30 protein-coding genes are annotated in these 25,866 nt (G+C 58.1%); 20 read left to right on the forward strand and 10 right to left on the reverse strand.

The window, feature by feature from the left end; all coding sequences use genetic code 11:
* Positions 1–17 precede the first annotated feature (17 nt).
* The 11 genes from JFU47_RS16630 to JFU47_RS16680 all read left to right on the forward strand — a co-directional run bounded on the left by JFU47_RS16630 (position 18) and on the right by JFU47_RS16680 (position 10,136).
* Positions 18–917, forward strand: a complete 900-nt coding sequence (locus JFU47_RS16630) for a LysR family transcriptional regulator (protein ID WP_201184411.1) — start codon at positions 18–20, stop codon at positions 915–917.
* A gap of 435 nt (positions 918–1,352) precedes the next feature.
* On the forward strand, positions 1,353–2,474 hold the full coding sequence (locus tag JFU47_RS16635; RefSeq protein WP_201184413.1) for a Re/Si-specific NAD(P)(+) transhydrogenase subunit alpha: 1,122 nt from the start codon (positions 1,353–1,355) through the stop codon (positions 2,472–2,474).
* A gap of 15 nt (positions 2,475–2,489) precedes the next feature.
* On the forward strand, positions 2,490–2,813 hold the full coding sequence (locus tag JFU47_RS16640) for an NAD(P) transhydrogenase subunit alpha (RefSeq protein ID WP_017335806.1): 324 nt from the start codon (positions 2,490–2,492) through the stop codon (positions 2,811–2,813).
* Complete coding sequence (locus tag JFU47_RS16645) at positions 2,813–4,264, forward strand: NAD(P)(+) transhydrogenase (Re/Si-specific) subunit beta (RefSeq protein WP_201184414.1); 1,452 nt, start codon at positions 2,813–2,815, stop codon at positions 4,262–4,264. The genes JFU47_RS16640 and JFU47_RS16645 overlap by 1 nt, the downstream gene beginning before the upstream one ends.
* A 180-nt stretch (positions 4,265–4,444) precedes the next feature.
* Entirely contained in the window at positions 4,445–5,938 is a 1,494-nt protein-coding gene (locus JFU47_RS16650; protein ID WP_201184416.1) for an acetyl-CoA hydrolase/transferase family protein, read from the forward strand.
* A 319-nt stretch (positions 5,939–6,257) separates the two neighbouring features.
* Complete coding sequence (locus JFU47_RS16655) at positions 6,258–6,473, forward strand: DUF1127 domain-containing protein (protein WP_008154465.1); 216 nt, start codon at positions 6,258–6,260, stop codon at positions 6,471–6,473.
* Positions 6,474–6,731: 258 nt separating this feature from the next.
* A complete protein-coding gene (locus tag JFU47_RS16660; RefSeq protein WP_201184418.1) occupies positions 6,732–6,941 on the forward strand; it encodes a DUF1127 domain-containing protein in 210 nt (69 codons plus the stop codon).
* Between the two features lie 145 nt (positions 6,942–7,086).
* Entirely contained in the window at positions 7,087–7,404 is a 318-nt protein-coding gene (locus JFU47_RS16665; protein ID WP_123367378.1) for a DUF2388 domain-containing protein, read from the forward strand.
* A gap of 108 nt (positions 7,405–7,512) precedes the next feature.
* A complete protein-coding gene (locus JFU47_RS16670; RefSeq protein ID WP_123367379.1) occupies positions 7,513–7,830 on the forward strand; it encodes a DUF2388 domain-containing protein in 318 nt (105 codons plus the stop codon).
* A gap of 27 nt (positions 7,831–7,857) precedes the next feature.
* Positions 7,858–8,178: a DUF2388 domain-containing protein gene (locus tag JFU47_RS16675; RefSeq protein ID WP_123367380.1), complete on the forward strand. Its 321-nt coding sequence runs from the start codon at positions 7,858–7,860 to the stop codon at positions 8,176–8,178.
* Complete coding sequence (locus tag JFU47_RS16680; protein ID WP_201184420.1) at positions 8,175–10,136, forward strand: DUF7844 domain-containing protein; 1,962 nt, start codon at positions 8,175–8,177, stop codon at positions 10,134–10,136. The genes JFU47_RS16675 and JFU47_RS16680 overlap by 4 nt, the downstream gene beginning before the upstream one ends.
* A 50-nt stretch (positions 10,137–10,186) precedes the next feature.
* Here the strand turns inward: JFU47_RS16680 and JFU47_RS16685 are convergent, their stop codons facing one another.
* The 3 genes from JFU47_RS16685 to trpB all read right to left on the reverse strand — a co-directional run bounded on the left by JFU47_RS16685 (position 10,187) and on the right by trpB (position 12,811).
* Positions 10,187–10,642: an anti-virulence regulator CigR family protein gene (locus tag JFU47_RS16685; protein ID WP_201184423.1), complete on the reverse strand. Its 456-nt coding sequence runs from the start codon at positions 10,640–10,642 to the stop codon at positions 10,187–10,189.
* 121 nt (positions 10,643–10,763) lie between these two features.
* A complete protein-coding gene (trpA, locus tag JFU47_RS16690; protein WP_008152530.1) occupies positions 10,764–11,576 on the reverse strand; it encodes a tryptophan synthase subunit alpha in 813 nt (270 codons plus the stop codon).
* On the reverse strand, positions 11,576–12,811 hold the full coding sequence (trpB, locus tag JFU47_RS16695; RefSeq protein WP_140676086.1) for a tryptophan synthase subunit beta: 1,236 nt from the start codon (positions 12,809–12,811) through the stop codon (positions 11,576–11,578). Before trpB ends, trpA begins: the two co-directional genes overlap by 1 nt.
* A 112-nt stretch (positions 12,812–12,923) precedes the next feature.
* On the opposite strand from trpB, the gene JFU47_RS16700 reads away from it, so the two are divergent.
* Positions 12,924–13,817, forward strand: coding sequence for a LysR family transcriptional regulator (locus JFU47_RS16700; RefSeq protein ID WP_201184426.1), 894 nt, complete (start codon positions 12,924–12,926; stop codon positions 13,815–13,817).
* On the opposite strand, the gene JFU47_RS16705 is transcribed toward JFU47_RS16700, so the two are convergent.
* A complete protein-coding gene (locus tag JFU47_RS16705; protein WP_008152522.1) occupies positions 13,814–14,140 on the reverse strand; it encodes a DUF883 family protein in 327 nt (108 codons plus the stop codon). The genes JFU47_RS16700 and JFU47_RS16705 overlap by 4 nt on opposite strands.
* 155 nt (positions 14,141–14,295) lie before the next feature.
* Here JFU47_RS16705 and JFU47_RS16710 point away from each other — a divergent pair, with 155 nt between their 5' ends.
* A complete protein-coding gene (locus tag JFU47_RS16710; RefSeq protein WP_123367386.1) occupies positions 14,296–14,511 on the forward strand; it encodes a dodecin in 216 nt (71 codons plus the stop codon).
* Between the two features lie 122 nt (positions 14,512–14,633).
* The gene (locus JFU47_RS16715; RefSeq protein ID WP_201184428.1) at positions 14,634–14,858 is read left to right on the forward strand and encodes a DUF1161 domain-containing protein; all 225 of its coding nucleotides are present in this window, start codon (positions 14,634–14,636) and stop codon (positions 14,856–14,858) included.
* Positions 14,859–14,922: 64 nt separating this feature from the next.
* Here the strand turns inward: JFU47_RS16715 and JFU47_RS16720 are convergent, their stop codons facing one another.
* The gene (locus tag JFU47_RS16720) at positions 14,923–15,924 is read right to left on the reverse strand and encodes an LLM class flavin-dependent oxidoreductase (protein ID WP_140893182.1); all 1,002 of its coding nucleotides are present in this window, start codon (positions 15,922–15,924) and stop codon (positions 14,923–14,925) included.
* A 241-nt stretch (positions 15,925–16,165) separates the two neighbouring features.
* On the opposite strand from JFU47_RS16720, the gene JFU47_RS16725 reads away from it, so the two are divergent.
* Together JFU47_RS16725 and JFU47_RS16730 are read left to right on the forward strand one after the other, a co-directional pair.
* The gene (locus JFU47_RS16725) at positions 16,166–16,597 is read left to right on the forward strand and encodes an OsmC family protein (RefSeq protein WP_008152515.1); all 432 of its coding nucleotides are present in this window, start codon (positions 16,166–16,168) and stop codon (positions 16,595–16,597) included.
* A 157-nt stretch (positions 16,598–16,754) separates the two neighbouring features.
* Positions 16,755–16,988: a DUF1161 domain-containing protein gene (locus tag JFU47_RS16730; protein WP_111448103.1), complete on the forward strand. Its 234-nt coding sequence runs from the start codon at positions 16,755–16,757 to the stop codon at positions 16,986–16,988.
* Positions 16,989–16,994: 6 nt separating this feature from the next.
* On the opposite strand, the gene JFU47_RS16735 is transcribed toward JFU47_RS16730, so the two are convergent.
* The gene (locus tag JFU47_RS16735) at positions 16,995–17,417 is read right to left on the reverse strand and encodes a PA0061/PA0062 family lipoprotein (protein ID WP_123367388.1); all 423 of its coding nucleotides are present in this window, start codon (positions 17,415–17,417) and stop codon (positions 16,995–16,997) included.
* A gap of 40 nt (positions 17,418–17,457) precedes the next feature.
* Positions 17,458–17,880, reverse strand: coding sequence for a PA0061/PA0062 family lipoprotein (locus JFU47_RS16740; RefSeq protein ID WP_201184430.1), 423 nt, complete (start codon positions 17,878–17,880; stop codon positions 17,458–17,460).
* A 59-nt stretch (positions 17,881–17,939) separates the two neighbouring features.
* Here JFU47_RS16740 and JFU47_RS16745 point away from each other — a divergent pair, with 59 nt between their 5' ends.
* Entirely contained in the window at positions 17,940–19,016 is a 1,077-nt protein-coding gene (locus JFU47_RS16745) for an aminopeptidase (protein WP_201184432.1), read from the forward strand.
* 106 nt (positions 19,017–19,122) lie between these two features.
* Here JFU47_RS16745 and JFU47_RS16750 read toward each other — a convergent pair whose 3' ends face one another.
* Positions 19,123–19,773 carry an HAD family hydrolase gene (locus JFU47_RS16750; RefSeq protein ID WP_201184434.1) on the reverse strand — a complete coding sequence of 217 codons (651 nt, stop codon included), beginning with the start codon at positions 19,771–19,773 and terminating at the stop codon, positions 19,123–19,125.
* Between the two features lie 26 nt (positions 19,774–19,799).
* Positions 19,800–20,345 (reverse strand): gamma carbonic anhydrase family protein, encoded by a 546-nt coding sequence (locus tag JFU47_RS16755; protein WP_201184436.1) that lies wholly within the window; start codon positions 20,343–20,345, stop codon positions 19,800–19,802.
* Between the two features lie 62 nt (positions 20,346–20,407).
* Here JFU47_RS16755 and prlC point away from each other — a divergent pair, with 62 nt between their 5' ends.
* The 3 genes from prlC (at position 20,408) to JFU47_RS16770 (ending at position 24,924) form a co-directional block, all read left to right on the forward strand.
* Positions 20,408–22,486: an oligopeptidase A gene (prlC, locus tag JFU47_RS16760; protein WP_170206607.1), complete on the forward strand. Its 2,079-nt coding sequence runs from the start codon at positions 20,408–20,410 to the stop codon at positions 22,484–22,486.
* Complete coding sequence (locus tag JFU47_RS16765; protein WP_008152496.1) at positions 22,483–22,770, forward strand: YheV family putative zinc ribbon protein; 288 nt, start codon at positions 22,483–22,485, stop codon at positions 22,768–22,770. The genes prlC and JFU47_RS16765 overlap by 4 nt, the downstream gene beginning before the upstream one ends.
* Before the next feature lie 111 nt (positions 22,771–22,881).
* A complete protein-coding gene (locus JFU47_RS16770) occupies positions 22,882–24,924 on the forward strand; it encodes a M3 family metallopeptidase (protein WP_201184438.1) in 2,043 nt (680 codons plus the stop codon).
* 9 nt (positions 24,925–24,933) lie between these two features.
* On the opposite strand, the gene JFU47_RS16775 is transcribed toward JFU47_RS16770, so the two are convergent.
* A complete protein-coding gene (locus JFU47_RS16775) occupies positions 24,934–25,578 on the reverse strand; it encodes a phosphatase domain-containing protein (protein WP_201184441.1) in 645 nt (214 codons plus the stop codon).
* Positions 25,579–25,866: the final 288 nt, after the last annotated feature.

Below are 25,866 nucleotides of genomic sequence, written 5' to 3' on the forward strand. Positions count from 1 at the left end.
TAGTGAGGTTGACGTACATGCGCAGGAAAATCCCCAGCACAACGGCCCTGATCAGCTTTGAAGCGGCAGCTCGCCACGAAAGTTTTACCAAGGCAGCTCAGGAGCTTTCGCTCACTCAAGGCGCAATTTGCCGACAGATCGCCAGCCTTGAGGAGTTCCTCAGCGTAGAACTGTTCCGTCGCTCGCGACGTGGGGTCAAGCTGACGGAGGCCGGTCTTTCTTACAGCCGCCGGGTGGCCACCCAACTCGATGCTGTTGAACGGGATACCTTGTCAGTGATGGGCCAGCAAGGTGCAAACGTGATTGAGCTGGCGGTGGTTCCTACCTTTGGCACTCAATGGCTGTTGCCTCGACTCAAGGATTTCCAGCAAAAGCACCCGGAAGTGACGGTCAACCTCACCAACCGAACTCGGCCCTTCCTGTTTGCCGACACCGACTTCGATGCCGCGATCTATTTTGGCGACGCAGACTGGTCGGGTACCGAATCCCACAGGCTGATGGGCGAAAATCCGATGCCGGTGTGCAGCCCCAATCTCATGGGGAAAAAGACAACCCTGTCTCCCGGCGACATCGCCGAATTACCCCTGTTGCAGCAGACCACTCGCCCTTATGCCTGGCGCCAGTGGTTCAACTCTCAAAACCTAAATATCCCGCGAGACATGACAGGGCCGCGCTACGAGCTATTCTCCATGCTTGCCCAAGCGGCCATGCACGATATGGGAATAGCGTTGATTCCACCGTTCCTGATTCAACGTGAACTGGCCGAGAAGCGCCTGGTCATTGCCAACGCCCAGGCGTTATCAAGCATCAAGGCGTATTACTTGATGATTCCCGAGCGGAAGGTCGAATCGGCCTCTTTAAGGGCATTTCGCGATTGGCTGGTCAATCAGGCACAGAGCTACAGCCTAGAAGGATAAAGGCTCCACGTTATTAGCTGACCCCGTAGTCAGCAAAATCAATGCACTACAGATATAAGTATTTGTCGCATATTCGAAGACTGTACCGACAAGCAGTACAAACGTCCCACAAGAGCCTGAAAACGTGGCCTTGAGCCTCTATTGCGGAGCAATAACAACTCATTCACCTGACCGATGCGCAAATTCTTCAATTTTTACAAGAATCCTTACAAGTCACGGCCTGCAAGGGATTGAACCGGTCAGTTGCGACATTCGGTCACGGGGTGACTTGTAGTTAATTTTCCGTCACCCGTCATAAACCCTTGAAGGGCACTAAGTTCGCCTGCAAAATGCCGCGCCCCGCCCTGATTTGGCGGGATCGTGCTGATCGGCCGCCCCAGCCGCACCATCCGAAGTGCCTGGGTTTACTCAATAAGATCACGCAGGAGATTTGACGTGCACATTGGTGTTCCTCTCGAAACCCAGACGGGTGAAACACGGGTTGCTGCAACCCCGGAAACCATCAAGAAGCTGATCGGCCAGGGTCATAAGGTCACTGTGCAAAGCGGCGCCGGTATTAACGCCAGCGTTGTCGACAGTGCCTATGAAGCGGCAGGCGCGATTATTGGCAGCGCCAACGATGCGTTTGGTGCCGAGCTGATTCTCAAGGTGGTCGCCCCCAGCGACAGCGAACTGCCGCTGATAAAAAGCGGCACCGTTGTGGTGGGCATGCTCAACCCGTTCAGTAATGAAACCATTGCCAAGCTGGCTGAGTGCGGCATTACCGCTTTCGCACTGGAGGCCGCGCCGCGCACCTCCCGCGCTCAGAGCCTGGATGTGCTGTCCTCCCAAGCCAACATAGCCGGCTATAAAGCCGTGTTGCTGGCCGCTCACCACTATCCTCGCTTCATGCCGATGCTGATGACTGCTGCGGGTACCGTGAAAGCGGCGCGCGTGCTGATTCTCGGCGCTGGCGTGGCTGGTTTGCAGGCGATCGCTACGGCGAAACGTTTGGGTGCAGTGATCGAAGCGTCTGATGTACGTCCTGCGGTAAAAGAGCAGATCGAATCCCTCGGCGCCAAGTTCGTCGACGTGCCTTATGAGACCGATGAAGAGCGCGAATGCGCCGTCGGTGTCGGCGGTTACGCGCGTCCAATGCCCGCCAGCTGGATGCAACGGCAGGCCCTGGCTGTGCACGAACGCGCCAAACAGGCTGACATTGTCATCACCACGGCACTGATCCCGGGCCGTAAGGCGCCGACGTTGTTGAGCGCGGAAACCGTTGCGCAGATGAAGCCGGGCTCGGTGGTCATCGACCTAGCCGCAGCCCAGGGCGGCAACTGCCCGCTGACCGTGGCTGACCAGGTCGTCGTCGAGAATGGCGTGACCATTTGCGGCCCGACCAACCTGGCCGGCGCAGTCGCGGCAGACGCCTCGGCGCTTTACGCGCGCAACCTGCTGGACTTCCTGAAGCTGGTCTTCAACAAAGAAGGCCAGTTCGAGATCAACCTCGAAGACGACATCGTCGCCGCGTGCCTGATGTGCCGCGACGGCCAAGTCATCCGCAAAAACGCCTAAGCAGGGATTCAGACGATGGAAGAGCTTATCTCCCCCGGTATCTACAACCTGATCATCTTCGTGCTGGCGATTTATGTCGGTTATCACGTGGTCTGGAACGTTACACCTGCACTGCACACGCCTTTGATGGCGGTGACCAACGCGATCTCGGCGATCGTGATCGTCGGCGCCATGCTGGCAGCGGCGCTGACCGTGACGCCACTGGGCAAAACCATGGGCACCCTAGCGGTAGCTCTGGCAGCGGTGAACGTATTTGGTGGCTTCCTGGTGACCCGCAGGATGCTTGAGATGTTCAAGAAAAAAGCCCCGAAAGCAGTAAAAGAAGAGGCGTCCAAGTAATGAGCATGAATCTCGTCACGACGCTCTACTTGATCGCGTCGATCTGCTTCATCCAGGCCCTCAAAGGCCTGTCGCACCCGACGACCTCCCGCCGCGGCAATGTGTACGGCATGCTCGGCATGGCATTGGCGATCGTCACCACCATTGGCCTCATCTATAAGCTGAGCGCGCTCTCTTTTGCGCAAGGCGGGGCCACCGCCGGCATCGGTTACGTCATCGTAGGTCTGTTGGTCGGCGGTACCGCCGGGTCGATCATGGCTAAGCGCGTTGAAATGACCAAAATGCCGGAACTCGTCGCCTTCATGCACAGCATGATCGGTATGGCCGCGGTGTTCATTGCCATCGCTGCTGTCGTTGAACCGCAATCGCTGGGTATCGTCAAGCAACTGGGTGACTCCATTCCTGCCGGTAACCGTCTGGAGCTGTTCCTCGGTGCGGCCATCGGTGCAATCACCTTCTCCGGTTCGGTGATCGCCTTCGGCAAGCTGTCGGGCAAGTACAAGTTCCGCCTGTTCCAGGGCGCACCGGTACAGTTCGGCGGCCAACACAAGCTGAATCTGCTGTTGGGCTTGGCCACGCTCGGCCTGGGCATCACCTTCATGCTGACTGGCAACCTCGGTGCTTTTGCCCTCATGCTGGCCCTGGCCTTCGTGATGGGTGTGCTGATCATCATCCCGATCGGCGGCGCCGACATGCCGGTGGTGGTGTCGATGCTCAACAGCTACTCGGGCTGGGCAGCGGCAGGTATCGGCTTCTCGCTGAACAACTCGATGCTGATCATTGCCGGCTCCCTGGTGGGCTCGTCCGGTGCGATCCTCTCGTACATCATGTGCAAAGCGATGAACCGTTCGTTCTTCAACGTCCTGCTCGGCGGCTTCGGCAACACGGCGGATGCGGCTGGCCCGGCGGGCTCGAAAGAAGCTCGCCCGGTGAAATCCGGCTCGGCTGACGATGCGACCTTCCTGCTGACCAACGCCGACACCGTGATCATCGTTCCGGGTTATGGTCTGGCGGTGGCACGCGCCCAACACTCGCTGATGGAACTGGCGGAGAAGCTGACCCACCGGGGAGTCACCGTGAAGTTTGCGATCCACCCGGTCGCCGGTCGGATGCCTGGCCATATGAACGTCCTGCTGGCCGAGGCCGAAGTGCCTTACGAGCAGGTATTCGAGATGGATGACATCAACTCCGAGTTCGGTCAGACCGACGTGGTGCTGGTGCTCGGCGCCAACGACGTGGTCAACCCGGCAGCGAAGAACGATCCGAAATCGCCGATTGCCGGCATGCCGATCCTCGAGGCCTATAAAGCCAAGACTGTGATCGTCAACAAGCGCTCGATGGCCAGCGGCTATGCCGGTCTGGACAACGAGCTGTTCTACCTCGACAAAACCATGATGGTCTTCGGCGACGCCAAGAAAGTCATCGAAGACATGGTCAAAGCCGTCGAGTAAAACCTGCTCCAGCGCAATACCCAAAACCTCAGCCTTTAGTAGGCTGGGGTTTTTTATTGCCCGCTAAAAACCGACCAAAGGCTCTAAATCGGGGCTCTGCATTCGACCATGGTAGCGGGAGGAATTTTTTTGAAATCACTAAACTGCACACCTTGCTTTCGTTGCCCGAGATAACAATCCATGTACCGTGATCGTATTCGCTTGCCTTCGTTGTTGGATAAGGTGATGAGCGCCGCTGACGCTGCTGCTCTGATTGAGGACGGCATGACCGTCGGCATGAGCGGTTTTACCCGCGCCGGCGAAGCCAAAGCCGTGCCTCACGCATTGGCCGAACGCGCCAAAATCACCCCGCTGAAAATCACCCTGATGACCGGCGCGAGCCTGGGCAACGACCTCGATAAACAGCTCACCGAAGCTGGCGTACTGTCGCGGCGCATGCCGTTCCAGGTCGACAGCACCCTGCGCAAGGCGATCAACGCTGGCGAAGTCATGTTCATCGACCAGCATCTGTCAGAAACCGTGGAGCTGTTGCGCAACCAGCAACTCAAGCTGCCGGACATCGCCGTGATTGAAGCCGTGGCGATCACCGAGCAAGGCCACATCGTGCCGACCACTTCGGTGGGCAACTCAGCCAGTTTCGCGATCTTCGCCAAACACGTGATCGTCGAGATCAACCTCGCGCACAACCCGAATCTCGAAGGCCTGCACGACATCTATATCCCGACCTATCGGCCGACGCGCACGCCGATCCCGCTGGTAAAAGTCGACGATCGCATTGGCAGCACTGCCATCCCGATTCCGCCGGAGAAGATCGTCGCTATCGTGATCACCAATCAGTCTGACTCGCCGTCCACCGTGCTGCCGCCGGACGTTGACACCCAGGCCATTGCCGACCACCTGATCGACTTCTTCAAGCAGGAAGTGGCTGCCGGGCGCATGACCAACAAGCTCGGCCCGCTGCAGGCCGGGATTGGCAGCATCGCCAACTCGGTGATGTGCGGGCTGATCGACTCGCCGTTCGAAGACCTGACGATGTACTCCGAGGTGCTTCAGGACTCGACCTTCGACCTGATCGACGCCGGCAAGCTGAGCTTTGCTTCAGGCAGTTCAATCACCTTGTCGAGCCGTCGCAATACCGATGTTTTCGGCAACCTTGAGCGCTATAAGGACAAACTGGTCCTGCGCCCGCAAGAAATTTCCAACCACCCGGAAGTGGTGCGCCGGCTCGGCATCATCGGCATCAACACGGCACTTGAGTTCGACTTGTACGGCAACGTCAACTCCACCCACATCTGCGGCACGCGGATGATGAACGGTATCGGCGGCTCGGGCGACTTTGCGCGCAATGCGCATTTGGCGGTCTTCGTGACCAAGTCGATCGCCAAGGGCGGCGCAATTTCCAGTGTGGTGCCGATGGTCAGCCACGTTGATCACACTGAGCATGACGTCGACATCCTTGTCACTGAGATCGGTCTGGCGGATTTGCGTGGCCTGGCGCCGCGAGAGCGCGCTCGGGTCATCATCGACAACTGCGTGCATCCGGACTATCGCCAAGCCCTGGATGACTACTTCACAGCCGCTTGTGCTCTCGGCGGTCACACACCGCACATCCTGCGCGATGCCCTGAGCTGGCACATCAACCTGGAAGAAACGGGGCGCATGCTGGCGGTGTAATTGGTACAGATAGCAGCTGACGCAAACACAGTTTCGTCAGCTCGCTGTTGCCGAACAAAATCCTGAACAAAACTGTACTGCTGTACCGGTCTTTTCCTACCGTAATTGCCTACCTTTCCGAGTCAATCAATCAAAAATGCACCATGTCAGTGCAGATAGGTACAGTTGCCTCAATTTCGACCAGTACACCACCCTTTAACAGTTAACTGGTCCCTCACAATACAGGTGAACTGTATCTAGAGAGACTGGCCAAACGAGAGGATCATTGGCATCAGTTAAACCACTACCTAATCCCGCCATAAGCGGAAGGATGTCAACCATGGAACGTACACTCAGTTCCGAGCTGTTTTTCGAAGACAACGCTGTAAAAACCCAGGCTTCCACGCCTCTGCGCGTTCTCGCCAACCTGATGCTGTGGCAGCGCCGCATCTCCAGCCGCCATCAACTGGCTCGTCTGGATTCGCGTCTGCTGGCTGACGCAGGGATTAGCGAAGCACAACGCTACGAAGAGCTGAGCAAGCCGTTCTGGCGCTAATTTAGCGTCGCTGGCTCTGACCCACCGGGTCCACCGCCAGCACTCCAAATTGAAAAAACAAAGCCCGTCGTGGGAAACCACGACGGGCTTTGTCGTTTTGGACCTTCAACACGGGTCATACAGTAGAGATTCCGCTTAACAGGTACAGTTTTCATATTTAAACAACTGAACCAGTACAATTTCAGTGCAGTGTGTCTGTTGCGCAAGAGAGGACGGGATCACCATGAAATCCCGAACTGCCAGCAAAAGGACCGCGCCATGAATCACTTACTGGACATTTCCGTTTCCACGTCTCAATCAACGCCTCGCTTCCTTTGGTTCCGTAGATTGCTGAGAGGGGTTGCCAACAACCTGGAAAGAGCCCGAACCCGGCGTTTACTGGGTCAACTTGATGACCGGCAGCTCTCAGACCTGAACATCAGCCACGCGGATCGTCTCAACGAGCTGGATAAACCGTTCTGGCGTTAGCTTCCTGCTTGAACAGACGGGGCTGTTCGAACGGACTCTCATAGGCCTAATATCCAGATGAAACGTGGCGAACGCTGCATGATTAGCGTCTGACTCAACAGACACTGCGCCACCTCTCAATCAGTTTTCCCAAAGGAGTTTCACCATGTCCCGTCTTCGTCTGCTCAGCGCTGCAGCCCTGCTTGCCGTGGCTGCCAATTCCCACGCCTCCAGCTTTATCGTGACCACCGATACCGTCGTCGACGCGCTCAAGGCCACGTCCGATGCGACCTCCGATGTCACTTCTTCCTTTCGCGATAACAAAATCGTGCGCGCCGCCCGTGACGACGCCGCCAGCTTCGTGGCCAGCGAAGGCGCCATTCGTGGCGTGAAACTGGAAAGCGCACTCGACCATATTCGCCACCAGGCACCTCAGCTGAACGCGACTGACGCACAGTTGGCGCAAGCCATACTGGCTATCTAAGCGGCATCACTGACGTGGGGACACGCCCGCCGTGTCCCAATGTTTCAGCGCTGGCTCTAGACCGGGCGTTGCGCTAGCCTTGGGACTTGCCTTCAGCTTTCGAGTCTCATGCGTTTTCTTTCAAATCTGTCGATCTCTCTGCTTTTCGTGGCAGCCTGCTGGGCGGGCTCGGCCCATGCCTTTGACGCTTTCAACCTGTCTACACAAGGCATCGTAGCTACCGGCTACGCCTCAAGCATGGTGACCTCCGCTCCCTTCGACCGTAAGCTGCTAATCGCGGCCCACGATGACGCTGCGGCGTTCATCGCCAGTGACGGCCAACTGCGAGGAGCACAATTGGAGTCCGCCCTGAATTATCTGCGCCGCACCCAGCCAAAACTTCATGCAAGCGACCTTGAACTGGCGCAGGCAATTCTCGTCCAATAGTTATCCTTGTTCTTGCGGAGTCGTTCCATGCGTAGCCCCCTGATTGCTGCCGCCCTAGGCCTATTGTTGCTGGCCGATGTGGCCCAGGCGCAAACCCTGGTAGCCACCAGTAACATCCTCATCAACGCCACTCGGCGTACCCTTGATTTCACTTCCGATACCACGACGTCCATCCGTGACTCGAAGATCGTTCGTGAAGCCCACGACGATGCGGCCAGCTTCGTCGCCAGCGATGGCGAGATTCGTGGCGCGCACCTCGAAGCGGCCTTCAACACGTTGCGCACCCGCGTGCCGGAAGCCCGCGACGCCAGTGATCAGGTTCTCGCCGAAGCCATCCTCGCACTGTGAGGTCGCCAGGCGCCTGGCTGTTGGCCGGGGTCATGTTGCTGCTCGGCAACACGGCCCAGGCTGACTTGCAATTAAGGCTTAAAACCGAAGGCCTCAGCCCCGCTCAACAACAGGCCAGTCAGGCGTTGCTCGATGAAGCCATGCAGGCGCTTCCGCCGCGGTTCATCGAGCAACTCGACCGACGTATCGACGTCGGCTGGACCGATGACATGCCGAGCAACGCTTACGGCCAGGCGTCGCTGGTGTCCGAGCTCGACCTGAACCGCAACCTGCTTGCCAGCCTCACTGACGGCAGCGCCGCGACCAAGAAGACTTATCGCCCGCACGGCACCGTGCGCCGCGAAATGCTTGCCACGGTGTTGCACGAACTCACCCACATCTATGACCGCTCGCGCCTGTGGCCAGAAGCGGAGCGCACGCTGATTCAGCGCTGCACTCGGCGCAGCAGCAGCTCGGGACTGGTGGGTATCCCGGATCAATGCCGCGGGCAATCAGCCCGGCGCTTTACCCTCAGTGATGACCCGCGCCTGCTCGACCTAGCCGGCTGGCCGCAGTACGTTGGCCGCCGTGGCGAGCGCGAACAGCAAAACCGACAAATCGCTCGCAGCCCGGACATTTACGAGACGAGCAGCCCCAAGGAGTTCGTCGCGGTCAACATGGAATATTTCCTTCTCGACCCCGCCTACGCCTGTCGCCGTCCTGCACTGTACCGCTACTACAAAGACCATTTCGGCTGGGCGCCCACCGCTAAAGACGCATGTGGCAAAACCTTCTCCTTCCTCAATGCCGGCAACGATTTCGCCAAAACGCCACTGGGCCAGGTAGATCCGGAACGGGTCTACGCCGTCGACTATCTGCTGGCTGAAGCCAACCAGAACTGGGTCAGCCGCTGGGGTCACAGCATGTTGCGGTTGGTGATCTGTGCACCCGGCCGGCCACGTGGGCCAGATTGTCGACTGGATCTGGATCAGCATCTGGTGTTGTCCTACCGCGCCTTCGTCGGTGACGTGCAGCTGTCGAGCTGGGATGGATTGGTGGGCAAATATCCGTCACGCCTGTTTGTCCTGCCGCTGGCCCAGGTGATCGATGAATACACCAAGACCGAACTGCGCAGCCTGGCCTCGGTGCCGCTGAACCTGTCGCGCAGCGAGATCGAAGACGTGGTGGAACACGCCGCCGAAATGCACTGGAGTTACGACGGCAACTACTTCTTCCTGTCCAATAACTGCGCTGTAGAGGGCCTGAAGTTACTGCGTAGCAGCACCAACAATACAAAACTGGTCGGGCTGGACAGCATCATGCCCAACGGTTTGCTGGAAGTGCTCAAGGGCCGCGGACTGGCGGACACCAGCGTGCTGGATGATCCCCGCGAAGCGCTGCGCCTGGGCTATCGATTCGACTCCTTCCGCGATCGTTATCAAGCGATGTTCGAAGTGCTGAAGAAGCACTTGCCGATCAAGCAGGAAAAGGTCGAAGACTGGCTCGCCCTGAAAGCTGAAGAGCGCCGGCAATGGATCGACCAAGCCGATTTGCGCACCAGCGCAGCATTACTGTTACTGGAGCAGGCAGCCTTCCGCCAACAATTGGTGCTGGCCCAGGACGAAGTAAAGCAGCGCTATCTGGGCGCTCGGGAATTGAAGAACGGCGGCATGGACAAGGCCAACGCAACCTTGCAGCAAATTCTTGCCAACAGCGGCTTCCTCAGCCGTCCGGCGGAGCTGCTCGGCACCGGTGGCTATGGATTGCCGCAGCCGAGTGAGTGGCAGCGTCTGGAATCGGAAAGCAGTCTGCGGCAGAAGCAGCTTCAGGCGCTGACAGGCGATCTGGACAAAGAAGTGAGAGCGCTGCTCGAACCGAGCCGTGCAGCCGAGATGGCCGCCAATGAAGCCAACCTGAAGCAGGTTGGCGAGCATCTGAGGAAGTTGCACAAAGCTGCGGGCGGGTTGGAGTTGCCGTAAACAACAGGCTTCGCGGCTAATCCGCGAAGCCTTCAACACTTACTTGCTATTCAAAGCACCCCTTCGAGAATTTCATAAACGATCCCGGTTCCTACGGCGATCAGCACAATGTCGCCACCCGCACGACGCCATTCGTAACCGGGGTAATACGGCAGTCGGCCCAACGCCCGGTTATCCAGGCGTTCGCCGTAATAGCCGCGAGGCAGTGGTCGGCCACGCACCAAATGAATACCCGGAGGAGGCGGAGCACCGCGTACGAAATAGCCATGGTTATCGTGGATCGTCTGGCGCACCGGGCCGAAGTCCCGTGGCGGAGGGCCGCCGCGATGATTGTCCTGCGGGCCACGGTGATCGTCGCCATGATTGTCACCGCGGTTATCGTAATGGCCTTGCTGCTGGCCGCCGCGGTCGTGATCGTCGCGCTGATCAGCACTCGCATTCAGCAACGGGGTGACACTGAGCATCAGCACACCCAGGCTGGCAATCAGACGTTTCGGCATTTTCATCGGGGCTTTCCTCACTGCACATACAGCAAAAAGGGCTTCAGAACGTAGTCCTGAAGCCCTCGGTCTTGCTGTTTAGTCTGTACCGCGAGGCTCTAATTCCTCTGTATCAGGAACTTTACCTTCAGCTGACGCGGGCTTTACGCACGCCGTCTGCCAGAGCCGAGCAAAGGCTCAACACGCCATCAACTGCCTGATCCGGCGTCGAGGCATTGGCGATGTGATCGATCAACGCGGAACCCACCACCACGCCATCAGCCAGACGCGCGATGGACGCCGCTTGCTCCGGTGTACGAATGCCGAAACCGATGCTGATCGGCAAATCAGTATGGCGACGCAGACGCGCAACGGCTTCTTCAACATGCTCCAGCGTCGCCGCACCCGCACCGGTCACACCGGCAACAGACACGTAGTAGACGAAGCCTGAGCTGCCGTTCAAAACGGTTGGCAGGCGTACATCATCGGTCGTCGGGGTGGTCAGACGGATGAAATCCAAACCTGCTGCCTGGGCCGGGTCGCACAGTTCGCCATTATGCTCGGGCGGCAAGTCGACCACGATCAGGCCGTCAACACCGGCCTCTTTGGCGTCGGCGATGAAGCGCGGTACGCCATACATGTGGATCGGGTTGAAGTAACCCATCAGCACCAGCGGCGTCTCGGTATTGCCTTCACGGAACTCGCGAACCATTTGCAGGGTTTTCGCCAGGTTCTGCTTGGCGCCAAGGGCGCGGATGTTAGCCAACTGGATTGCCGGACCATCGGCCATTGGATCGGTGAAGGGCATGCCCAACTCGATCACGTCGGCACCCGCGCCGGGCAAGCCTTTGAGGATCGCCAGGGAAGTGTCATAGCTCGGATCGCCAGCGGTCACGAAGGTCACCAGGGCGGCACGATTCTGTTCCTTGAGTTCGGCAAAACGCGTTTGCAGGCGGCTCATCAGTGTTTCTCCTGCTTGGATTGCTCTTGTTGAGAGTGTTCCATGTGGTGCATCACGGTTTGCATGTCTTTGTCGCCACGACCGGACAGGTTGACCACCATCAAGTGATCTTTCGGCAGCGTCGGTGCGCGTTTGAACACTTCGGCCAGGGCATGGGCGCTTTCCAGTGCAGGAATAATCCCTTCCAGGCGACAGCATTTGTGGAACGCGTCGAGGGCTTCGTCGTCGGTTACCGAGGTGTACTGGACGCGGCCGATGTCATGCAACCAGGCGTGTTCCGGGCCAATGCCTGGATAGTCGAGGCCGGCAGAGATCGAGTGAGCGTCGATGATCTGGCCGTCGTCGTCCTGCAGCAGGAAGGTACGGTTGCCGTGCAGTACGCCCGGTACGCCGCCGTTCAGGCTGGCTGCGTGCTTGCCGGTTTCAATACCGTAGCCGGCCGCTTCAACACCAATGATCTCGACGCTTTTGTCATCGAGGAATGGGTGGAACAGGCCCATGGCGTTGGAACCGCCGCCAATGCACGCCACCAGGCTGTCCGGCAGACGACCTTCCTGGGCTTGCAGTTGAGTACGGGTTTCTTTGCCGATAACGGACTGGAAGTCGCGAACCATGGCTGGATAAGGGTGTGGGCCGGCCACGGTGCCGATCAGGTAGAAGGTGCTGTCGACGTTGGTGACCCAGTCACGCAGGGCTTCGTTCATCGCGTCTTTCAGAGTGCCGGTACCGGCCACGACCGGGATCACTTCGGCGCCCAGCAGCTTCATGCGAAATACGTTGGCCTGCTGGCGTTCGATGTCAGTGGTGCCCATGTAGATCACGCAATCGAGGCCAAAACGTGCAGCCACGGTGGCGGTCGCCACGCCGTGCATGCCAGCACCGGTCTCGGCGATGATGCGTTTCTTGCCCATGCGCCGCGCCAGCAGAATCTGGCCGATGCAGTTGTTGATCTTGTGCGCGCCGGTATGGTTCAGCTCTTCGCGCTTGAGGTAAATCTTCGCGCCGCCGCAGAACTCTGTCAGACGTTCGGCAAAGTACAGCGGGCTTGGACGACCCACGTAGTCGCGCTGGAAGTAGGCCAATTCTTCTTTGAATGCAGGATCATCCTTGGCCAATTCGTATTCACGGGCCAGATCGAGGATCAACGGCATCAGTGTTTCGGCGACGTAACGGCCGCCGAACGCGCCAAACAGGCCGTTGGCGTCGGGGCCGTTGCGCAGATTAGTCTGGGTCATGGGTCGCTCCAGTTGAATGCGTGGGAAGACAATGGGGTTAACTCTACCCCTGACGCCTTGAGCTGAAAACCGATAAGATCGCTGCAACACGTCAGGAAAACTCACAGATCTCATGAGCCATGACCTTCCCCCGCTGAACGCCCTTCGGGCCTTCGAAGCGACTGCCCGCCTGAACAGCGTCAGCAAGGCCGCCGAACAACTGCACGTCACCCATGGTGCGGTCAGCCGGCAACTCAAGGTGCTTGAAGAACACTTGGGCGTAAGCCTGTTTATCAAGGATGGTCGCGGCCTGAAACTCACAGATGCCGGCATTCGTTTACGCGATGCCAGCGGCGAGGCGTTCGAGCGTTTACGGACTGTTTGTGCAGAGCTCACTCAAAACACCGCCGATGCGCCGTTCGTACTGGGTTGCTCCGGCAGCTTGTTGGCACGTTGGTTTATTCCCAGGTTGGGACGATTGAATATCGACCTGCCGGACCTGCGCCTGCACCTGTCGGCTGGCGAGGGTGATCTCGATCCACGTCGTCCAGGGCTGGATGCCTTGCTGGTGTTTGCCGAGCCACCGTGGCCAGCGGACATGCAAGTCTATGAGTTGGCAAGCGAACGCATCGGCCCGGTCATGAGCCCGCGATTCGCGGGCTACGAACGACTGCAAAACGCACCGCCCGCTGCGCTGCTGAGCGAGCCATTGCTGCACACCACCTCACGCCCGCAGGCATGGCCAAGCTGGGCACAGCAACGTGGCCTCGAGGCCAAGGCGTTGAAGTACGGTCAGGGTTTCGAGCATTTGTATTATCTGCTGGAGGCCGCAGTGGCCGGCCTGGGGGTGGCGATTGCGCCCGAGCCGCTGGTGGCCGAGGACTTGAAGGCCGGGCGCCTGGTTGCGCCATGGGGCTTCAGTGAAACCCCGGCGCAACTGGCGTTGTGGCTACCCAAGCGCGCCGCGGACGGGCGCGCTCGGCAACTGGCGCAGTGGCTCAAAAACGAGCTGCACCAGACGGATTAGTCACCGCGTTTGAACAACAGATAAGCCGCGAGCAGCCCCAATGCACCGACAGCCACACCCGCTGTCGTCCAAGGGTGTTCCTGGGCGTAGTCCCGCGTGGCAATCCCGGTTTCACGGGTTTTGACTTTGACTTCTTCGTACGCATCGCTGAGCAGATGACGCGAATGCTTCAGCGCGTTCTCGGCGTTGCTTTTCAAGGCTTTAAGGGTTTTACGCGACTCGTCCGAGGCGTCGTCCTTCAGGTTTTCCAAAGACTTCAGCAGACTCTCGATCTCGGCTTCCATGCTTTGCAATGAGGCTTTACGTAAAGAGGTGTTGGCCATGGTGGCTCTCCTGCATTGATTGAGTTGCGTGTGTTGGTTGGGACTTCAGGGGTTCGAGAAAGTGCAGTAAATCTGAACTTCCACTTCGGATTGGCCGACAGAAGTAATACGAAAAATCACTGCTAGGCTGTATTTCACACCCTGAGGAGAACGCCATGACTGACCATCACACTTACAAGAAAGTCGAACTCGTCGGTTCGTCCACCAGCAGCATTGAAGACGCCATCAACAACGCACTGGCCGAGGCCAGCAAAAGCATCAAATATATGGAATGGTTTGAAGTGACCGAAACCCGCGGGCACATCAAGGACGGTAAGGCAGCGCACTTTCAGGTGACGCTCAAAGTCGGGTTCCGGATTGCCAGTAGCTGAGTTTGAGCTAGTCTTCTGAGCCTGCGCGCTGGCCGAGCGCCATAGGGAATGGCAAAGCGCTACATATTTACATCCGGCTGATTGCTGGGTGCCCCTATTGATCCGACCAGGGAATGCGACCGATGAAGAATTTTATTTTAGCGGTAGGTTTGTTGATTTTTGCGGGAACAGCCCTGGCTCAGGGCAAGTCGTGCGAAGAGCTGAAAGCCGAAATCGCAGCGAAACTTGATGGCAAGGGCATTTCTAATTATTCACTGGAAATCATCGATAAAGGCACTGCTGCCGGCGGGAAAGTCGTCGGCACCTGTGAAAAAGGTTCCAAGCAAATCGTCTACAAGCAGGGCTGAACTCCCTCGAAATTGAAAAAGCCGACGCAATGACGTCGGCTTTTTTGGGCTCGCTATTTGAGCGTCAACCCTTCATGACTTGGGCCAGCAGCTCGTAGGAGTGCACGCGATCGGCATGTTCGTACAGGTCGCAGGTAAAAATCAGCTCGTCCGCCTGGGTCTGCTCGATCAGCACTTCCAGTTTGGCGCGGATTTTCTGCGGACTGCCAACCATCGCCAGACCAAGGAAATCGCCGACAGCCTCTTTTTCATGAGGCAGCCACAGGCCGTCCATGGTTTTTACCGGCGGACGTTGCACCAGGCTCTGGCCACGCATCAGGGCAAGAATCCGTTGGTAGACGGAAGTTGCCAGGTACTCGGCCTGCTCGTCGGTGTCGGCGGCCACCAACGGCACGCCGAGCATGACGTAGGGCTTATCCAATACTGCTGAAGGCTTGAAGTGATTGCGGTAGACGCGAATGGCCTCATGCATGAAGCGCGGTGCGAAATGTGAAGCGAAGGCGTAGGGCAAACCGCGTTCACCGGCCAGTTGTGCGCTGAACAGGCTGGAGCCCAGCAGCCAGACCGGGACATTAGTGCCCGTGCCTGGCATTGCGATGATCCGTTGGTCCGGGGTGCGCGGGCCGAGGTAGCGCATCAGCTCTGCCACGTCTTCCGGGAAATCGTCGGCGCTGCCGGAGCGTTCACGACGCAAGGCGCGGGCGGTCATCTGGTCGGAACCTGGTGCACGGCCCAGGCCCAGGTCGATCCGGCCCGGGTACAGACTTTCGAGCGTGCCGAACTGCTCGGCGATCACCAGCGGCGCGTGGTTTGGCAGCATCACACCGCCCGAGCCAACACGAATGGTCGAGGTGCCGCCAGCCAGGTAGCCAAGCAGTACCGAAGTCGCGGAACTGGCAATGCCGTCCATGTTGTGGTGTTCGGCAACCCAGAAACGGTTGTAGCCAAATTTTTCAACGTGTTGAGCCAGGTCCAGGGAATTGCGCAGCGACTGGGCCGCGCTGCCGTTCTCCCTCACGGGCACCAGATCGAGGGTCGAGAACTTGATATCGGACAGTCGTTTCATAAACCTGCTTCTCCAATTGGGTACGCAGGTTTTTTCTCGCAAACGAAAACCTGCCGAATCTATAAGCGTGTTTCATGCAATGAGGGCATATACCCGAGTTTCAATAGCAGAGGCAAAATTCCTACCGAATTTGAAGAAAGATCAGATGAGGTGAACTTTGCACCACGGTCTATCCTCAGAACCCTAGCAACCGAAAACCACGAAGGCGCGACCCTTCGCGCCGGATCTTGAGGAGGCATTCATGGCTATCACAAAGAAAGCATCAGCTCATTGGGAAGGTGATCTGAAAACCGGCATCGGCTCGATTTCTACGGAAACCGGTGTCCTCAGAGAAGCGCCCTATGGCTTCAAGGCACGTTTCGAAGGCGGCAAAGGCACCAATCCGGAAGAGCTGATCGGCGCAGCGCATGCGGGCTGCTTCTCCATGGCGTTTTCGATGATTCTCGGCGATGCCGGTCTCAAGGCTGACAGCATTGATACCAATGCCGAAGTCACCCTGGACCAGGTGGACGGTGGATTCGCGATCACGGCAGTGAAATTGATCCTCAAAGCGAAGATCCCTGGGGCGACTCAGGCTCAATTTGAGGAACTGAGCAATAAAGCCAAAGAGGGCTGCCCGGTTTCCAAAGTGCTGAATGCGAAAATCAGTCTGGATGCAACATTGGTCAGCTGAAAGGGGGGTTGTCGCGCTTCCCTATTAAAGGTCGCAGCCTCGGCCGGCTGCGATCTTTTTTGCGCTGAAACAAAACCTGGCTGGCGAGATTGTGGTCGAATAAATGACAGCAGCTAAAGCGCATTACCCTGCGCGCTGCCTCAAAGGAGCTTCAACCATGAAACGTTTTGCCTTGGCGGTTATCTGTTGCGCGCTGGCCACATCGGCCCTGGCGGCAACGAAATCCTGTGAAGAACTCAAGGCCGAGATTGAAGCCAAGATCCAGGCCAATAACGTCTCGTCCTACACGCTGGAAATCGTCACCAACGACGAAGTACACGATCAGAATATGGTCGTTGGCTCGTGCGAAGGCGGCACGAAGAAAATCATCTACCAGAAGAACGACCGCTGATTCACCTCACATGAGGCAATAGGACTCTCGATCTTCCGCGACGATTTCACGCTTGGCGTTGTACAGCCGGGCGCCGGGAGTAAACGCTATCGACTGGCCTACCAGCACATAACGTTGGCCGGCTTCGAAATGATCATAGTTGATGGTCAGGTAGCACAGCCGTTCCGAGGGACCGTCCATCACACCTAAGCCACCACCACCGGGCACTTCGAAGTCGAATCGAACGATCAGCTCATGGCTACCGGGAGTGACCTGGAAAAAACGCCCGTCGCGCAATCGCTGCTTGTCCAGTCGTTCAGCCATCAACAATTTGTCATTGGGGAATGGCGTAGAAAATTCGACCCAGGCCATCTGCGGATTAACCGCCGGCAACGGGCTCTGGCAGCCAGCAACAACGCTTGCAGCCAGCAACAACATCAACCTGCGCATGATGAATGTCCCGAGGATTGGTCATTCAGCATAACGCCGATCAGGTGCGTTGGCAGCCTGCAGGTGTGCCCTGGCCAATGACTTTACGCTGCTGATCGTAGAGTTTTGCCCACGGCCGAAAGCCGATATTTCCTGCTTTCAACTGATACCGCTCGCCAGCGTTGAAGTCGTTGAATTTCACGTTTAGGTGGCAGTCACGCCATAGTGGCTCGGCATCGGGTCCGATGTTGGTTGGCGCGACCGGGAATTGGTAACGAACGGTGAGCTCATGACTACCAGGCTGAACCTGGAAATAGCGCTTGTCGGTGGCGGCCTTGTCATCGACTTCCAGCGCTTGCAGCGCGGTGTCTTCCTGCTTCGAATCCAGGTCGATCCACGCTTGAGCCGGATCATGGGGGGGTAATCCGAATCCAGCACAACCTGCCAGCATCAGCAGGCCTCCTGTCAGCATCAACGTGCGCATAGCGGAGCTCCAGTCAGGCGGGATAGTCTTGCGGGCAGACTCTCCAGGGATGATTCATTTTGATCAGGCCGCTTCCAAGCCTTGGGTTACTTGATCGCGTTTTACGCATTTTGTTTCCGGGTGTGTTGTTTTTGTTTCTCAATGGTTGCGCCGGCGTCAGCTATTACGGCCAATTGGCCAGTGGTCAGCTGCAATTGCTGCGGGCACGCGAGCCGGTTTCCAGAGTGATTGCCGATCCCGGTCGCGATCAATTATTGCGTGCGCATCTGACTCAATCGCAAAAGGCCCGCACGTTCGCCAGCCAACAGCTGCAGCTGCCGGATAACCAGAGTTACCGTTTGTACGCCGACATTGGCCGGCCGTTCGTAGTCTGGAACGTGTTTGCCACGCCGGAATTCTCCCTGACACCACAGAACCATTGCTTTCCAATCGCCGGTTGCGTCGCGTATCGCGGTTATTACAGTCAGAGCGCCGCCCGCGGTGAAGCTGCGTTGCAACGATTGCAAGGTATGGACGTGTCGATCGGTGGCGTCGAGGCTTATTCGACGCTCGGCTGGTTCAACGATCCGATTATCAGTTCGATGATGGCCTGGGGTGACGAACGATTGGCCACGCTGATATTCCATGAACTGGCGCATCAACGTTTTTATGTGAAGGACGACACCGAGTTCAATGAGTCTTTCGCCACCTTCGTCGAACAGGAAGGCACCCGCCAATGGCGTGCATTCCACGGTCTGGCGCCGGACAGCGGCGCGCAGGTGCAACAAAGGGACCAGTTCATTCAATTGGTTCTGGACACCCGCACGCGACTCGAACGGCTGTACACCCTGCCCCTGCCCGCCGACCAGATGCGCCAGCGCAAAGCCGACGAGTTCGAACGATTGCGGCGTGAATACCGGCAACTGCGCGACAGCCAATGGGCTGGGGACAAACGCTATGACGCGTGGATCAATGCGCCGATGAACAATGCCCGGCTGTTGCCATTTGGGCTGTACGACCAATGGGTGCCGGCGTTTGCGGCGTTGTTCAGACAGGTGGGTGGGGATTGGATGAAGTTTTATGCGGCAGTCGAGAAGCTCGGCGCGTTGCCGGTTGCAGAACGTAAGGCGGCTTTGAAGACATTGGCTGGAGCATAAAACTTCAGTGGCGGAGCGGGCCTCTTCGCGAGCAGGCTCGCTCCCACAATGGACTTGTATTCGCAGATCTAATGTGGGAGCGAGCCTGCTCGCGAAGGCGATTGAACTATCGCTGCAAAAACGCCTGATGCATTTCATCCAGCGTTTCAAAGTGATAATCCGGCGCTTCAGCGCTCAACTCTTCCCGACTGCCAAACCCGTAACCCACCGCCGCTGCATCCAGCCCGTTACTGCGAGCACCGATCAAATCGTGTTTACGGTCGCCGATCATCAGGGTGCTGGCCGGGTCCAGGCCTTCTTCGGCCATCAAGTGGGCGATCAGCTCGACTTTGTTGGTCCGGGTTCCATCCAGTTCGCTGCCATAGATCACTTTAAAGTGTTTGGCGAAATCGAAGTGCCGGGCAATTTCCCGGGCAAAAATCCACGGTTTGGACGTTGCGATGTACAGCTGTCGCCCTTGCCCGCCGAGGGTTTCCAGCAATGGTGTGACGCCGTCGAACACGCGATTCTCGTACAGGCCGGTGACCTTGAAGCGTTCGCGATAGAAGTTGACCGCGTCCCAGGCTTTGGGCTCGTCGAAATCGTAGAACTGCATGAACGCCTGCAACAACGGCGGGCCAATGAAGTGTTCAAGCTTGGTCAGATCGGGCTCATCGATGCCCAGTTTGCTCAAGGCGAACTGGATCGAACGGGTGATGCCCTCGCGTGGATCGGTCAAGGTGCCATCGAGGTCGAACAAAACAGTTTGGTAATGCATGTTGAATCCTGAATAAGGGCGCAGGGTCAGAGCTGGTCGTAGCCTTCGGCCAAGTGCAAATTCTTGAGCTTCACGTAGTTCGCCGCGCTGTAGGTGAAAAAGGCTCTTTCTTTGTCAGTCAGCGGCCGGACCTGTTTCACCGGGCTGCCCACATAAAGAAAGCCTCTTTCCAGGCGTTTGCCCGGGGGTACCAGGCTGCCAGCACCGATAATCACGTCGTCCTCGACCACCGCACCGTCCATGACGATGCTGCCCATGCCGATCAGAATCCGACTGCCCACGGTGCAGCCGTGGAGCATGACTTTATGCGCGATGGTCACATCATCGCCAATCAGCAACGGAAAGCCATCGGGATTGAACGGCCCGGCGTGGGTGATGTGCAGCACACAGCCGTCCTGCACGCTGGTCCGCGCACCGATACGGATACGGTGCATATCGCCACGAATCACCGTCAGCGGCCAGACCGAGCTGTCTTCGCCGATTTCAACGTCGCCGATCACCACCGCCGAACCGTCGACAAAGGCGCCTTTGCCCAGTAGCGGCGTGTGGTTCTGATACTTGCGAAGGGTCACGATAGGCTCTCTCTCTTTTGCTGATAGCTGCGGTGAGCGTCGATTGTAATTAAGATGGCGCAATGTTTCTTCCAGCCAAGGTGCCAACCGTGAGCGTGAACAACCCTCTTTTGCAGTCCTACGACCTGCCGCCGTTCTCGGCGATCCGTGCCGAACACGTGCAACCGGCCATTGACCAGATCCTGGCTGACAACCGTACCGCCATTATCGAGATCCTCAAAACCCAGGGCAAACAACCGACCTGGGCCGGCCTGGTGCTGGCGATGGACGAACTGAATGATCGACTGGGCGCCGCCTGGAGCCCGGTCAGCCACCTGAATGCCGTGTGCAACAGCGCCGAACTGCGCGAAGCCTACGAATCCTGCCTGCCGGCCTTGAGCGCCTATTCCACCGAACTGGGGCAGAACCGCGAGTTGTTCGAAGCATTCGAAGCGCTGGCTAACAGCCCCGAAGCGGCCGGTTTCGACGTGGCGCAGAAAACTATCCTGGAACACTCCCTGCGAGACTTCCGTCTGTCGGGTATCGACCTGCCGGACGCCGAACAGAAGCGCTACGCCGAAGTGCAAAGCAAGTTGTCGGAGCTGGGCAGTCGCTTCTCCAACCAGCTGCTTGACGCGACTCAAGCCTGGACCAAGCACGTGACGGATGAAGCCGCCCTCGCCGGTCTGACCGATTCGGCCAAGGCGCAAATGGCCGCAGCTGCGCAGGCCAAAGGCCTTGAAGGCTTCCTGATCACCCTGGAATTCCCGAGCTACTACGCGGTGATGACCTACGCCCAGAACCGCACTCTGCGCGAAGAAGTCTACGCCGCCTACTGCACCCGTGCGTCGGACCAAGGCCCGAATGCCGGTCAGAACGATAACGGCCCGGTGATGGAAGAAATCCTCGACCTGCGTCAGGAACTGGCCAAGCTGCTCGGTTTCGCCAGCTTCTCGGAGCTGAGCCTGGCCACCAAAATGGCCGAATCCAGCGATCAGGTGCTGAGTTTCCTGCGCGATCTGGCCAAACGCAGCAAGCCGTTCGCCGTCCGGGATCTGGAACAGCTCAAGGCTTACGCCGCCGAACAAGGCTGCCCGGACCTGCAAAGCTGGGACAGCGGTTTCTACGGTGAAAAGCTTCGCGAGCAGCGCTACAGCGTGGCCCAGGAAGCCCTTCGTGCTTACTTCCCGATCGATAAAGTGCTGGGCGGTCTGTTCGCTATCGTTCAGCGCCTGTACGGTATCGAAATCGCCGAACTGAAAGGCTTCGACACCTGGCACCCGGATGTTCGCCTGTTCGAAATCAAGGAAAACGGCCAGCACGTCGGCCGCTTCTTCTTCGACCTCTACGCCCGCGCCAACAAGCGTGGCGGTGCCTGGATGGATGGCGCCCGTGACCGTCGCCGCACGATCAGCGGCGTATTGCAAAGTCCGGTGGCGAACCTGGTATGCAACTTCACCCCGGCCGACAGCGGCAAACCGGCCCTGCTGACCCACGATGAAGTGACCACCCTGTTCCACGAATTCGGTCACGGCCTACATCACCTGTTGACCCGCGTTGAACACGCCGGCGTATCCGGCATCAACGGCGTGGCCTGGGATGCGGTCGAGCTGCCAAGCCAGTTCATGGAGAACTGGTGCTGGGAGCCGGAAGGTCTGGCGCTGATTTCCGGTCACTACGAAACCGGCGAACCGCTGCCTCAGGACCTGCTGGAGAAAATGCTCGCGGCGAAGAACTTCCAGTCCGGTCTGATGATGGTCCGTCAGTTGGAGTTCTCGCTGTTCGACTTCGACCTGCACGCCACCCACGGTGACGGCCGTAGCGTGGCGCAGGTACTTGAAGGTGTGCGCGACGAGGTCTCGGTGATGCGTCCACCGGCCTACAACCGCTTCCCTAACAGCTTCGCCCACATCTTCGCCGGCGGTTACGCGGCGGGTTACTACAGCTACAAATGGGCTGAAGTGCTGTCGGCCGATGCCTTCTCGAAGTTCGAAGAAGACGGCGTGCTCAACGCCGAGACCGGTCGTGCGTTCCGCGAAGCCATCCTGGCGCGCGGTGGCTCCCAGGAACCGATGGTGCTGTTCGTCGACTTCCGCGGACGCCCGCCGTCGATTGACGCACTCTTGCGCCACAGCGGCCTGAGTGAGGTCGCGGCAGCATGAGCGAGGGCCCTGTGATCACGAAAAAGCGCTTTATCGCCGGGGCAGTCTGCCCGGCCTGCAGCGAGCCGGACAAATTGATGATGTGGAACGAAGACGAGGTCCCGCATCGTGAGTGCGTGGCCTGCGGTTATTCGGACACGCTGAATGAACAAGGCCTGTCCGTACCCAAGGAATTGGGCACGCGGGTCAACACCTCGGCGCTGAAAGTGCCGGACGCCAAGGTTCAGGCTGTGCAGTTTTTCCCGAACCCGAAGCTGAAGAAAAAGCCTGACGAGCAACACTGAGTCACCGCCACCTCCACACCTTGCGGTGCGGAGGTGGTAACTATCTACCACCTTTCCCCTGCGCTTCCTTTATAGGCTGACCACATTCAGCCTCTGCTCAAGGAAGACGCCATGCCCGACACCAACCCGCTTTTGCAGGCATGGGACCTGCCGCCCTGGTCGGAGGTCCGCACCGAACACCTCGTGCCGGCAATCACAGCCATCATTACCGACAACCGGCAGGTCATTGCCGAAACCATCACCAGCCAATCCGTATTCCCCAATTGGGATGACCTGGTTCTGGCCATCGATGAAATCGATGCGCGCCTGAGCGAGGCTTTGGGCATCATCCAGATCCTGTCGATGGCGAAACACAACGACACCGCCTGGAACACGGCAGCGGCTGTATGCAGCGACGCCGGGGCGCAATACCGATCCGAAAGAATGAGCAATCGTCCGTTGTTTGATGCATACCAGCGATTGGCGAACAGTTCGATCGCCCTCAACTTCGATGAACCGCGCAAGGCAGCGCTGGCCAAGATTCTGCGCAAGTTTCAATTGTCGGGAATCGACTTGTCCCTGACGCAACGGGAAACGCTGGCCCGATTGAACCTCGACATCGATCGGCTCGAAGAGCTGTTTCTCATCCATCTGAAAAGCGCCAATGCTGCATGGACCAAGCACGTCGATGACGTTGCGGTACTGGAAGGTTTATACCCCACCGTAAAAAATCGTCTGAGGCACCTGGCCACAGAAGCAGGACATGAGGGCTGGCTGATTCCCCTGGATGAAAACACCTACCAGCAAATCATGAGGTACGCCGAAAATCGGGCATTGCGAGAAGAATATTTCGTGGCGTACTCCACGCGCGCGTCCGATCAAGGCCCGCATGCCGACGAGTTCGATAATGATCCTGTACTGACGTTGCTGCTTTCGCTGCGCCACCAGAAAGCCGAACTGCTAGGTTTCGATAATTTCGCGCAACTGCGTCTGGCCACCGCAGCGGCCGAGTCCACCGATCAAGTTCGTCGTTTCCTGCGTCGGCAAGTGACAGTGAACACACCGCCCCTTGCACGGGATTCAAAGGAGCTACAAGCGTTTGCGCTCGAACGGGGCATCCCGGAAGTACACGCCTGGGATCACGAATTTCTCGCTGAACAACTGCGCCACCATCGTTTCCCTGAAGCCCTGGAGAATCTGCGCGACTATTTTCCCCTGGACGGCACCTTGCGACGACTCTGCCTGTTCTGCGAACGCCTGTTCGGGATCCGGATCCTCGAGCAGGCTGAATTCAGTCGCTGGCATAACGACGTGCGCCTGTTTGAGGTCAGCGAGCATGGTCAGACCATCGGGCATATTTATCTTGACCCGTTCCACCGCAAAGAAGCTCCGGATTACGCCTGGACCGGCACGCTGCGAAACCGGCGAAGAAACGCAGAGGGCCGGGTAGTGCTACCGATTGCTGATCTTCACTGTAACTTCACGCCTGGGGTCGACGACCATCCGTGCTTGCTTGAGCACGAGGATCTTCGAGTGCTTTTTCATGAATTCGGTCATTGCCTGCAACACGTGCTGACGAGTTCGCCGCATCACAACCTTTCCGGCATTTCCCAACTGGGGCGCGATACGGCGGAGTTCGCAGGGCAAGTATTCGAGCAGTGGTGCCTGTCACGGGAGTTTCTATTATGGCTGGGTGCCCACCACCAAAGCGGTGAACGCTTGACCGAGGCGCGGGTAGACGCGGCACTGGCAGCCCTCGAAACCCAGACCAGTCGACAAGCTGCACTCTTGCTGATGGGTGCAATGTTCGATTTCGAAGTGCACCACAGCCAAGGCGATGGTCGTAGCACCCAGCAAGTATTCGAAGACGTTCAGCGGGAGGTTCCCCACGTGAAACTGCCATCTTATTGTCGGTTCGCAAACAGCTTTGACTACATGGTGACCGGTTACGCAGCCTCCGTTTACGCCTACACGTGGTCAGGCGTACTGGCCATCGAAGCCTTCAAGCGATTCCGTCAGGATTGGGTCTTCAATGTGCGAACAGGGCGAGCCTTCCGCGAGGCGTTTTTTTCTCCGGGCGATTCGCGCTCGTTGCTGAGCGCCCTGGAAGCGTTTCTTGAACGGCCGATCGCCGAAGATCTGTTCGCGCTTTCGTCAGAGGCCGTTGCCGGCTGACGTAACGGTTTATTCGACGTGGGCCGATTTGAACCAGCTCTTCATCGAACAACTGGCGAACGGACTCGTGCTGCAATCGCCGTTGGCCAACGCGGTGCGGAGCTTGTCGACATCGACCTGCATCATGTAACGGATGCCGTCCTTGAAATGAGTGCTGTCACCAAAGCCGCCCTGGGTCATTTCGTTCAGGGCGTCTTCCTTGCTCCAGCCCTGCACCACGACCCGGTACATGGCCGCCATCAGGCCAGTGCGGTCCGAACCATGTTTGCAGTGCATCAGCACCGGCCCCTTGGTTTCGGCGGTCTGGATCGTTCTAAGGGCTTTGAGTACATCCGCGTCATCCACACGGTTGGTGCGATAGGGCAACTGTACTTGTGCGATACCTGGCGTCGACAACCAGCTTGAATCCGACTCGGGCAGGAACGTAATAACCGTCCCGACCTTGAGCTTCTCCAGTAACGGCACCGCACCGCTGTCGGGCAATGCACTGCGATAAAGCGTCGGGGACATTTTGAAGAGGTTGTACTGCACCTCGACCGATTGAGCCCACTCCGCAGGTCGGGGCAATGCACTGTCGTCGGCAAGGGCCAGCGGCAGGTTTAAAAGTGCGGCCAGGGACAGGCAAATCGCTGGGAAACAACGCAGTAGAGACATGCTCGGGGTGACCGTTCAGGAAGAGTCGGGAAGATGACGCCGAGCTTCGACCCCGAGGGGTCAAAGGCCTGTGACCCCTCTGTCAAAGAATCGTGAATCAGCCGATTGCTTTCGTCGCAAAACCGAGGTTTTTTAGCTGAATCGGTTCATCTTGATGCTTAGCCTGCTACCATTTGTTACCCCATATTACCGATGCGCCCTATTGCTCCCCGTTTGCTGGCGTTCTGCATCGGTGTCAAAACGAAAAGTCGTCCTGTGAGACGGCTGAAAAACCGCTAATGCCTGATG

Origin of the sequence: Pseudomonas sp. TH39(2020) (assembly GCF_016650715.1) — a bacterium.
In the GTDB taxonomy this organism is placed as follows: domain Bacteria; phylum Pseudomonadota; class Gammaproteobacteria; order Pseudomonadales; family Pseudomonadaceae; genus Aquipseudomonas; species Aquipseudomonas mandelii_C.

Excerpts from the sequence above, each read along its gene's own strand:
- JFU47_RS16630 (WP_201184411.1), top strand. The coding sequence starts at position 18 with ATGCGCAGGAAAATCCCCAGCACAACGGCCCTGATCAGCTTTGAAGCG.
- JFU47_RS16640 (WP_017335806.1), top strand. The coding sequence starts at position 2,490 with ATGGAAGAGCTTATCTCCCCCGGTATCTACAACCTGATCATCTTCGTG.
- JFU47_RS16645 (WP_201184414.1), top strand. The coding sequence starts at position 2,813 with ATGAGCATGAATCTCGTCACGACGCTCTACTTGATCGCGTCGATCTGC.
- JFU47_RS16650 (WP_201184416.1), top strand. The coding sequence starts at position 4,445 with ATGTACCGTGATCGTATTCGCTTGCCTTCGTTGTTGGATAAGGTGATG.
- JFU47_RS16655 (WP_008154465.1), top strand. The coding sequence starts at position 6,258 with ATGGAACGTACACTCAGTTCCGAGCTGTTTTTCGAAGACAACGCTGTA.
- JFU47_RS16660 (WP_201184418.1), top strand. The coding sequence starts at position 6,732 with ATGAATCACTTACTGGACATTTCCGTTTCCACGTCTCAATCAACGCCT.
- JFU47_RS16665 (WP_123367378.1), top strand. The coding sequence starts at position 7,087 with ATGTCCCGTCTTCGTCTGCTCAGCGCTGCAGCCCTGCTTGCCGTGGCT.
- JFU47_RS16670 (WP_123367379.1), top strand. The coding sequence starts at position 7,513 with ATGCGTTTTCTTTCAAATCTGTCGATCTCTCTGCTTTTCGTGGCAGCC.
- JFU47_RS16675 (WP_123367380.1), top strand. The coding sequence starts at position 7,858 with ATGCGTAGCCCCCTGATTGCTGCCGCCCTAGGCCTATTGTTGCTGGCC.
- JFU47_RS16685 (WP_201184423.1), bottom strand. The coding sequence starts at position 10,642 with ATGAAAATGCCGAAACGTCTGATTGCCAGCCTGGGTGTGCTGATGCTC.
- trpA (WP_008152530.1), bottom strand. The coding sequence starts at position 11,576 with ATGAGCCGCCTGCAAACGCGTTTTGCCGAACTCAAGGAACAGAATCGT.
- trpB (WP_140676086.1), bottom strand. The coding sequence starts at position 12,811 with ATGACCCAGACTAATCTGCGCAACGGCCCCGACGCCAACGGCCTGTTT.
- JFU47_RS16700 (WP_201184426.1), top strand. The coding sequence starts at position 12,924 with ATGAGCCATGACCTTCCCCCGCTGAACGCCCTTCGGGCCTTCGAAGCG.
- JFU47_RS16705 (WP_008152522.1), bottom strand. The coding sequence starts at position 14,140 with ATGGCCAACACCTCTTTACGTAAAGCCTCATTGCAAAGCATGGAAGCC.
- JFU47_RS16710 (WP_123367386.1), top strand. The coding sequence starts at position 14,296 with ATGACTGACCATCACACTTACAAGAAAGTCGAACTCGTCGGTTCGTCC.
- JFU47_RS16715 (WP_201184428.1), top strand. The coding sequence starts at position 14,634 with ATGAAGAATTTTATTTTAGCGGTAGGTTTGTTGATTTTTGCGGGAACA.
- JFU47_RS16720 (WP_140893182.1), bottom strand. The coding sequence starts at position 15,924 with ATGAAACGACTGTCCGATATCAAGTTCTCGACCCTCGATCTGGTGCCC.
- JFU47_RS16725 (WP_008152515.1), top strand. The coding sequence starts at position 16,166 with ATGGCTATCACAAAGAAAGCATCAGCTCATTGGGAAGGTGATCTGAAA.
- JFU47_RS16730 (WP_111448103.1), top strand. The coding sequence starts at position 16,755 with ATGAAACGTTTTGCCTTGGCGGTTATCTGTTGCGCGCTGGCCACATCG.
- JFU47_RS16735 (WP_123367388.1), bottom strand. The coding sequence starts at position 17,417 with ATGCGCAGGTTGATGTTGTTGCTGGCTGCAAGCGTTGTTGCTGGCTGC.
- JFU47_RS16740 (WP_201184430.1), bottom strand. The coding sequence starts at position 17,880 with ATGCGCACGTTGATGCTGACAGGAGGCCTGCTGATGCTGGCAGGTTGT.
- JFU47_RS16750 (WP_201184434.1), bottom strand. The coding sequence starts at position 19,773 with ATGCATTACCAAACTGTTTTGTTCGACCTCGATGGCACCTTGACCGAT.
- prlC (WP_170206607.1), top strand. The coding sequence starts at position 20,408 with ATGTTTCTTCCAGCCAAGGTGCCAACCGTGAGCGTGAACAACCCTCTT.
- JFU47_RS16765 (WP_008152496.1), top strand. The coding sequence starts at position 22,483 with ATGAGCGAGGGCCCTGTGATCACGAAAAAGCGCTTTATCGCCGGGGCA.
- JFU47_RS16770 (WP_201184438.1), top strand. The coding sequence starts at position 22,882 with ATGCCCGACACCAACCCGCTTTTGCAGGCATGGGACCTGCCGCCCTGG.
- JFU47_RS16775 (WP_201184441.1), bottom strand. The coding sequence starts at position 25,578 with ATGTCTCTACTGCGTTGTTTCCCAGCGATTTGCCTGTCCCTGGCCGCA.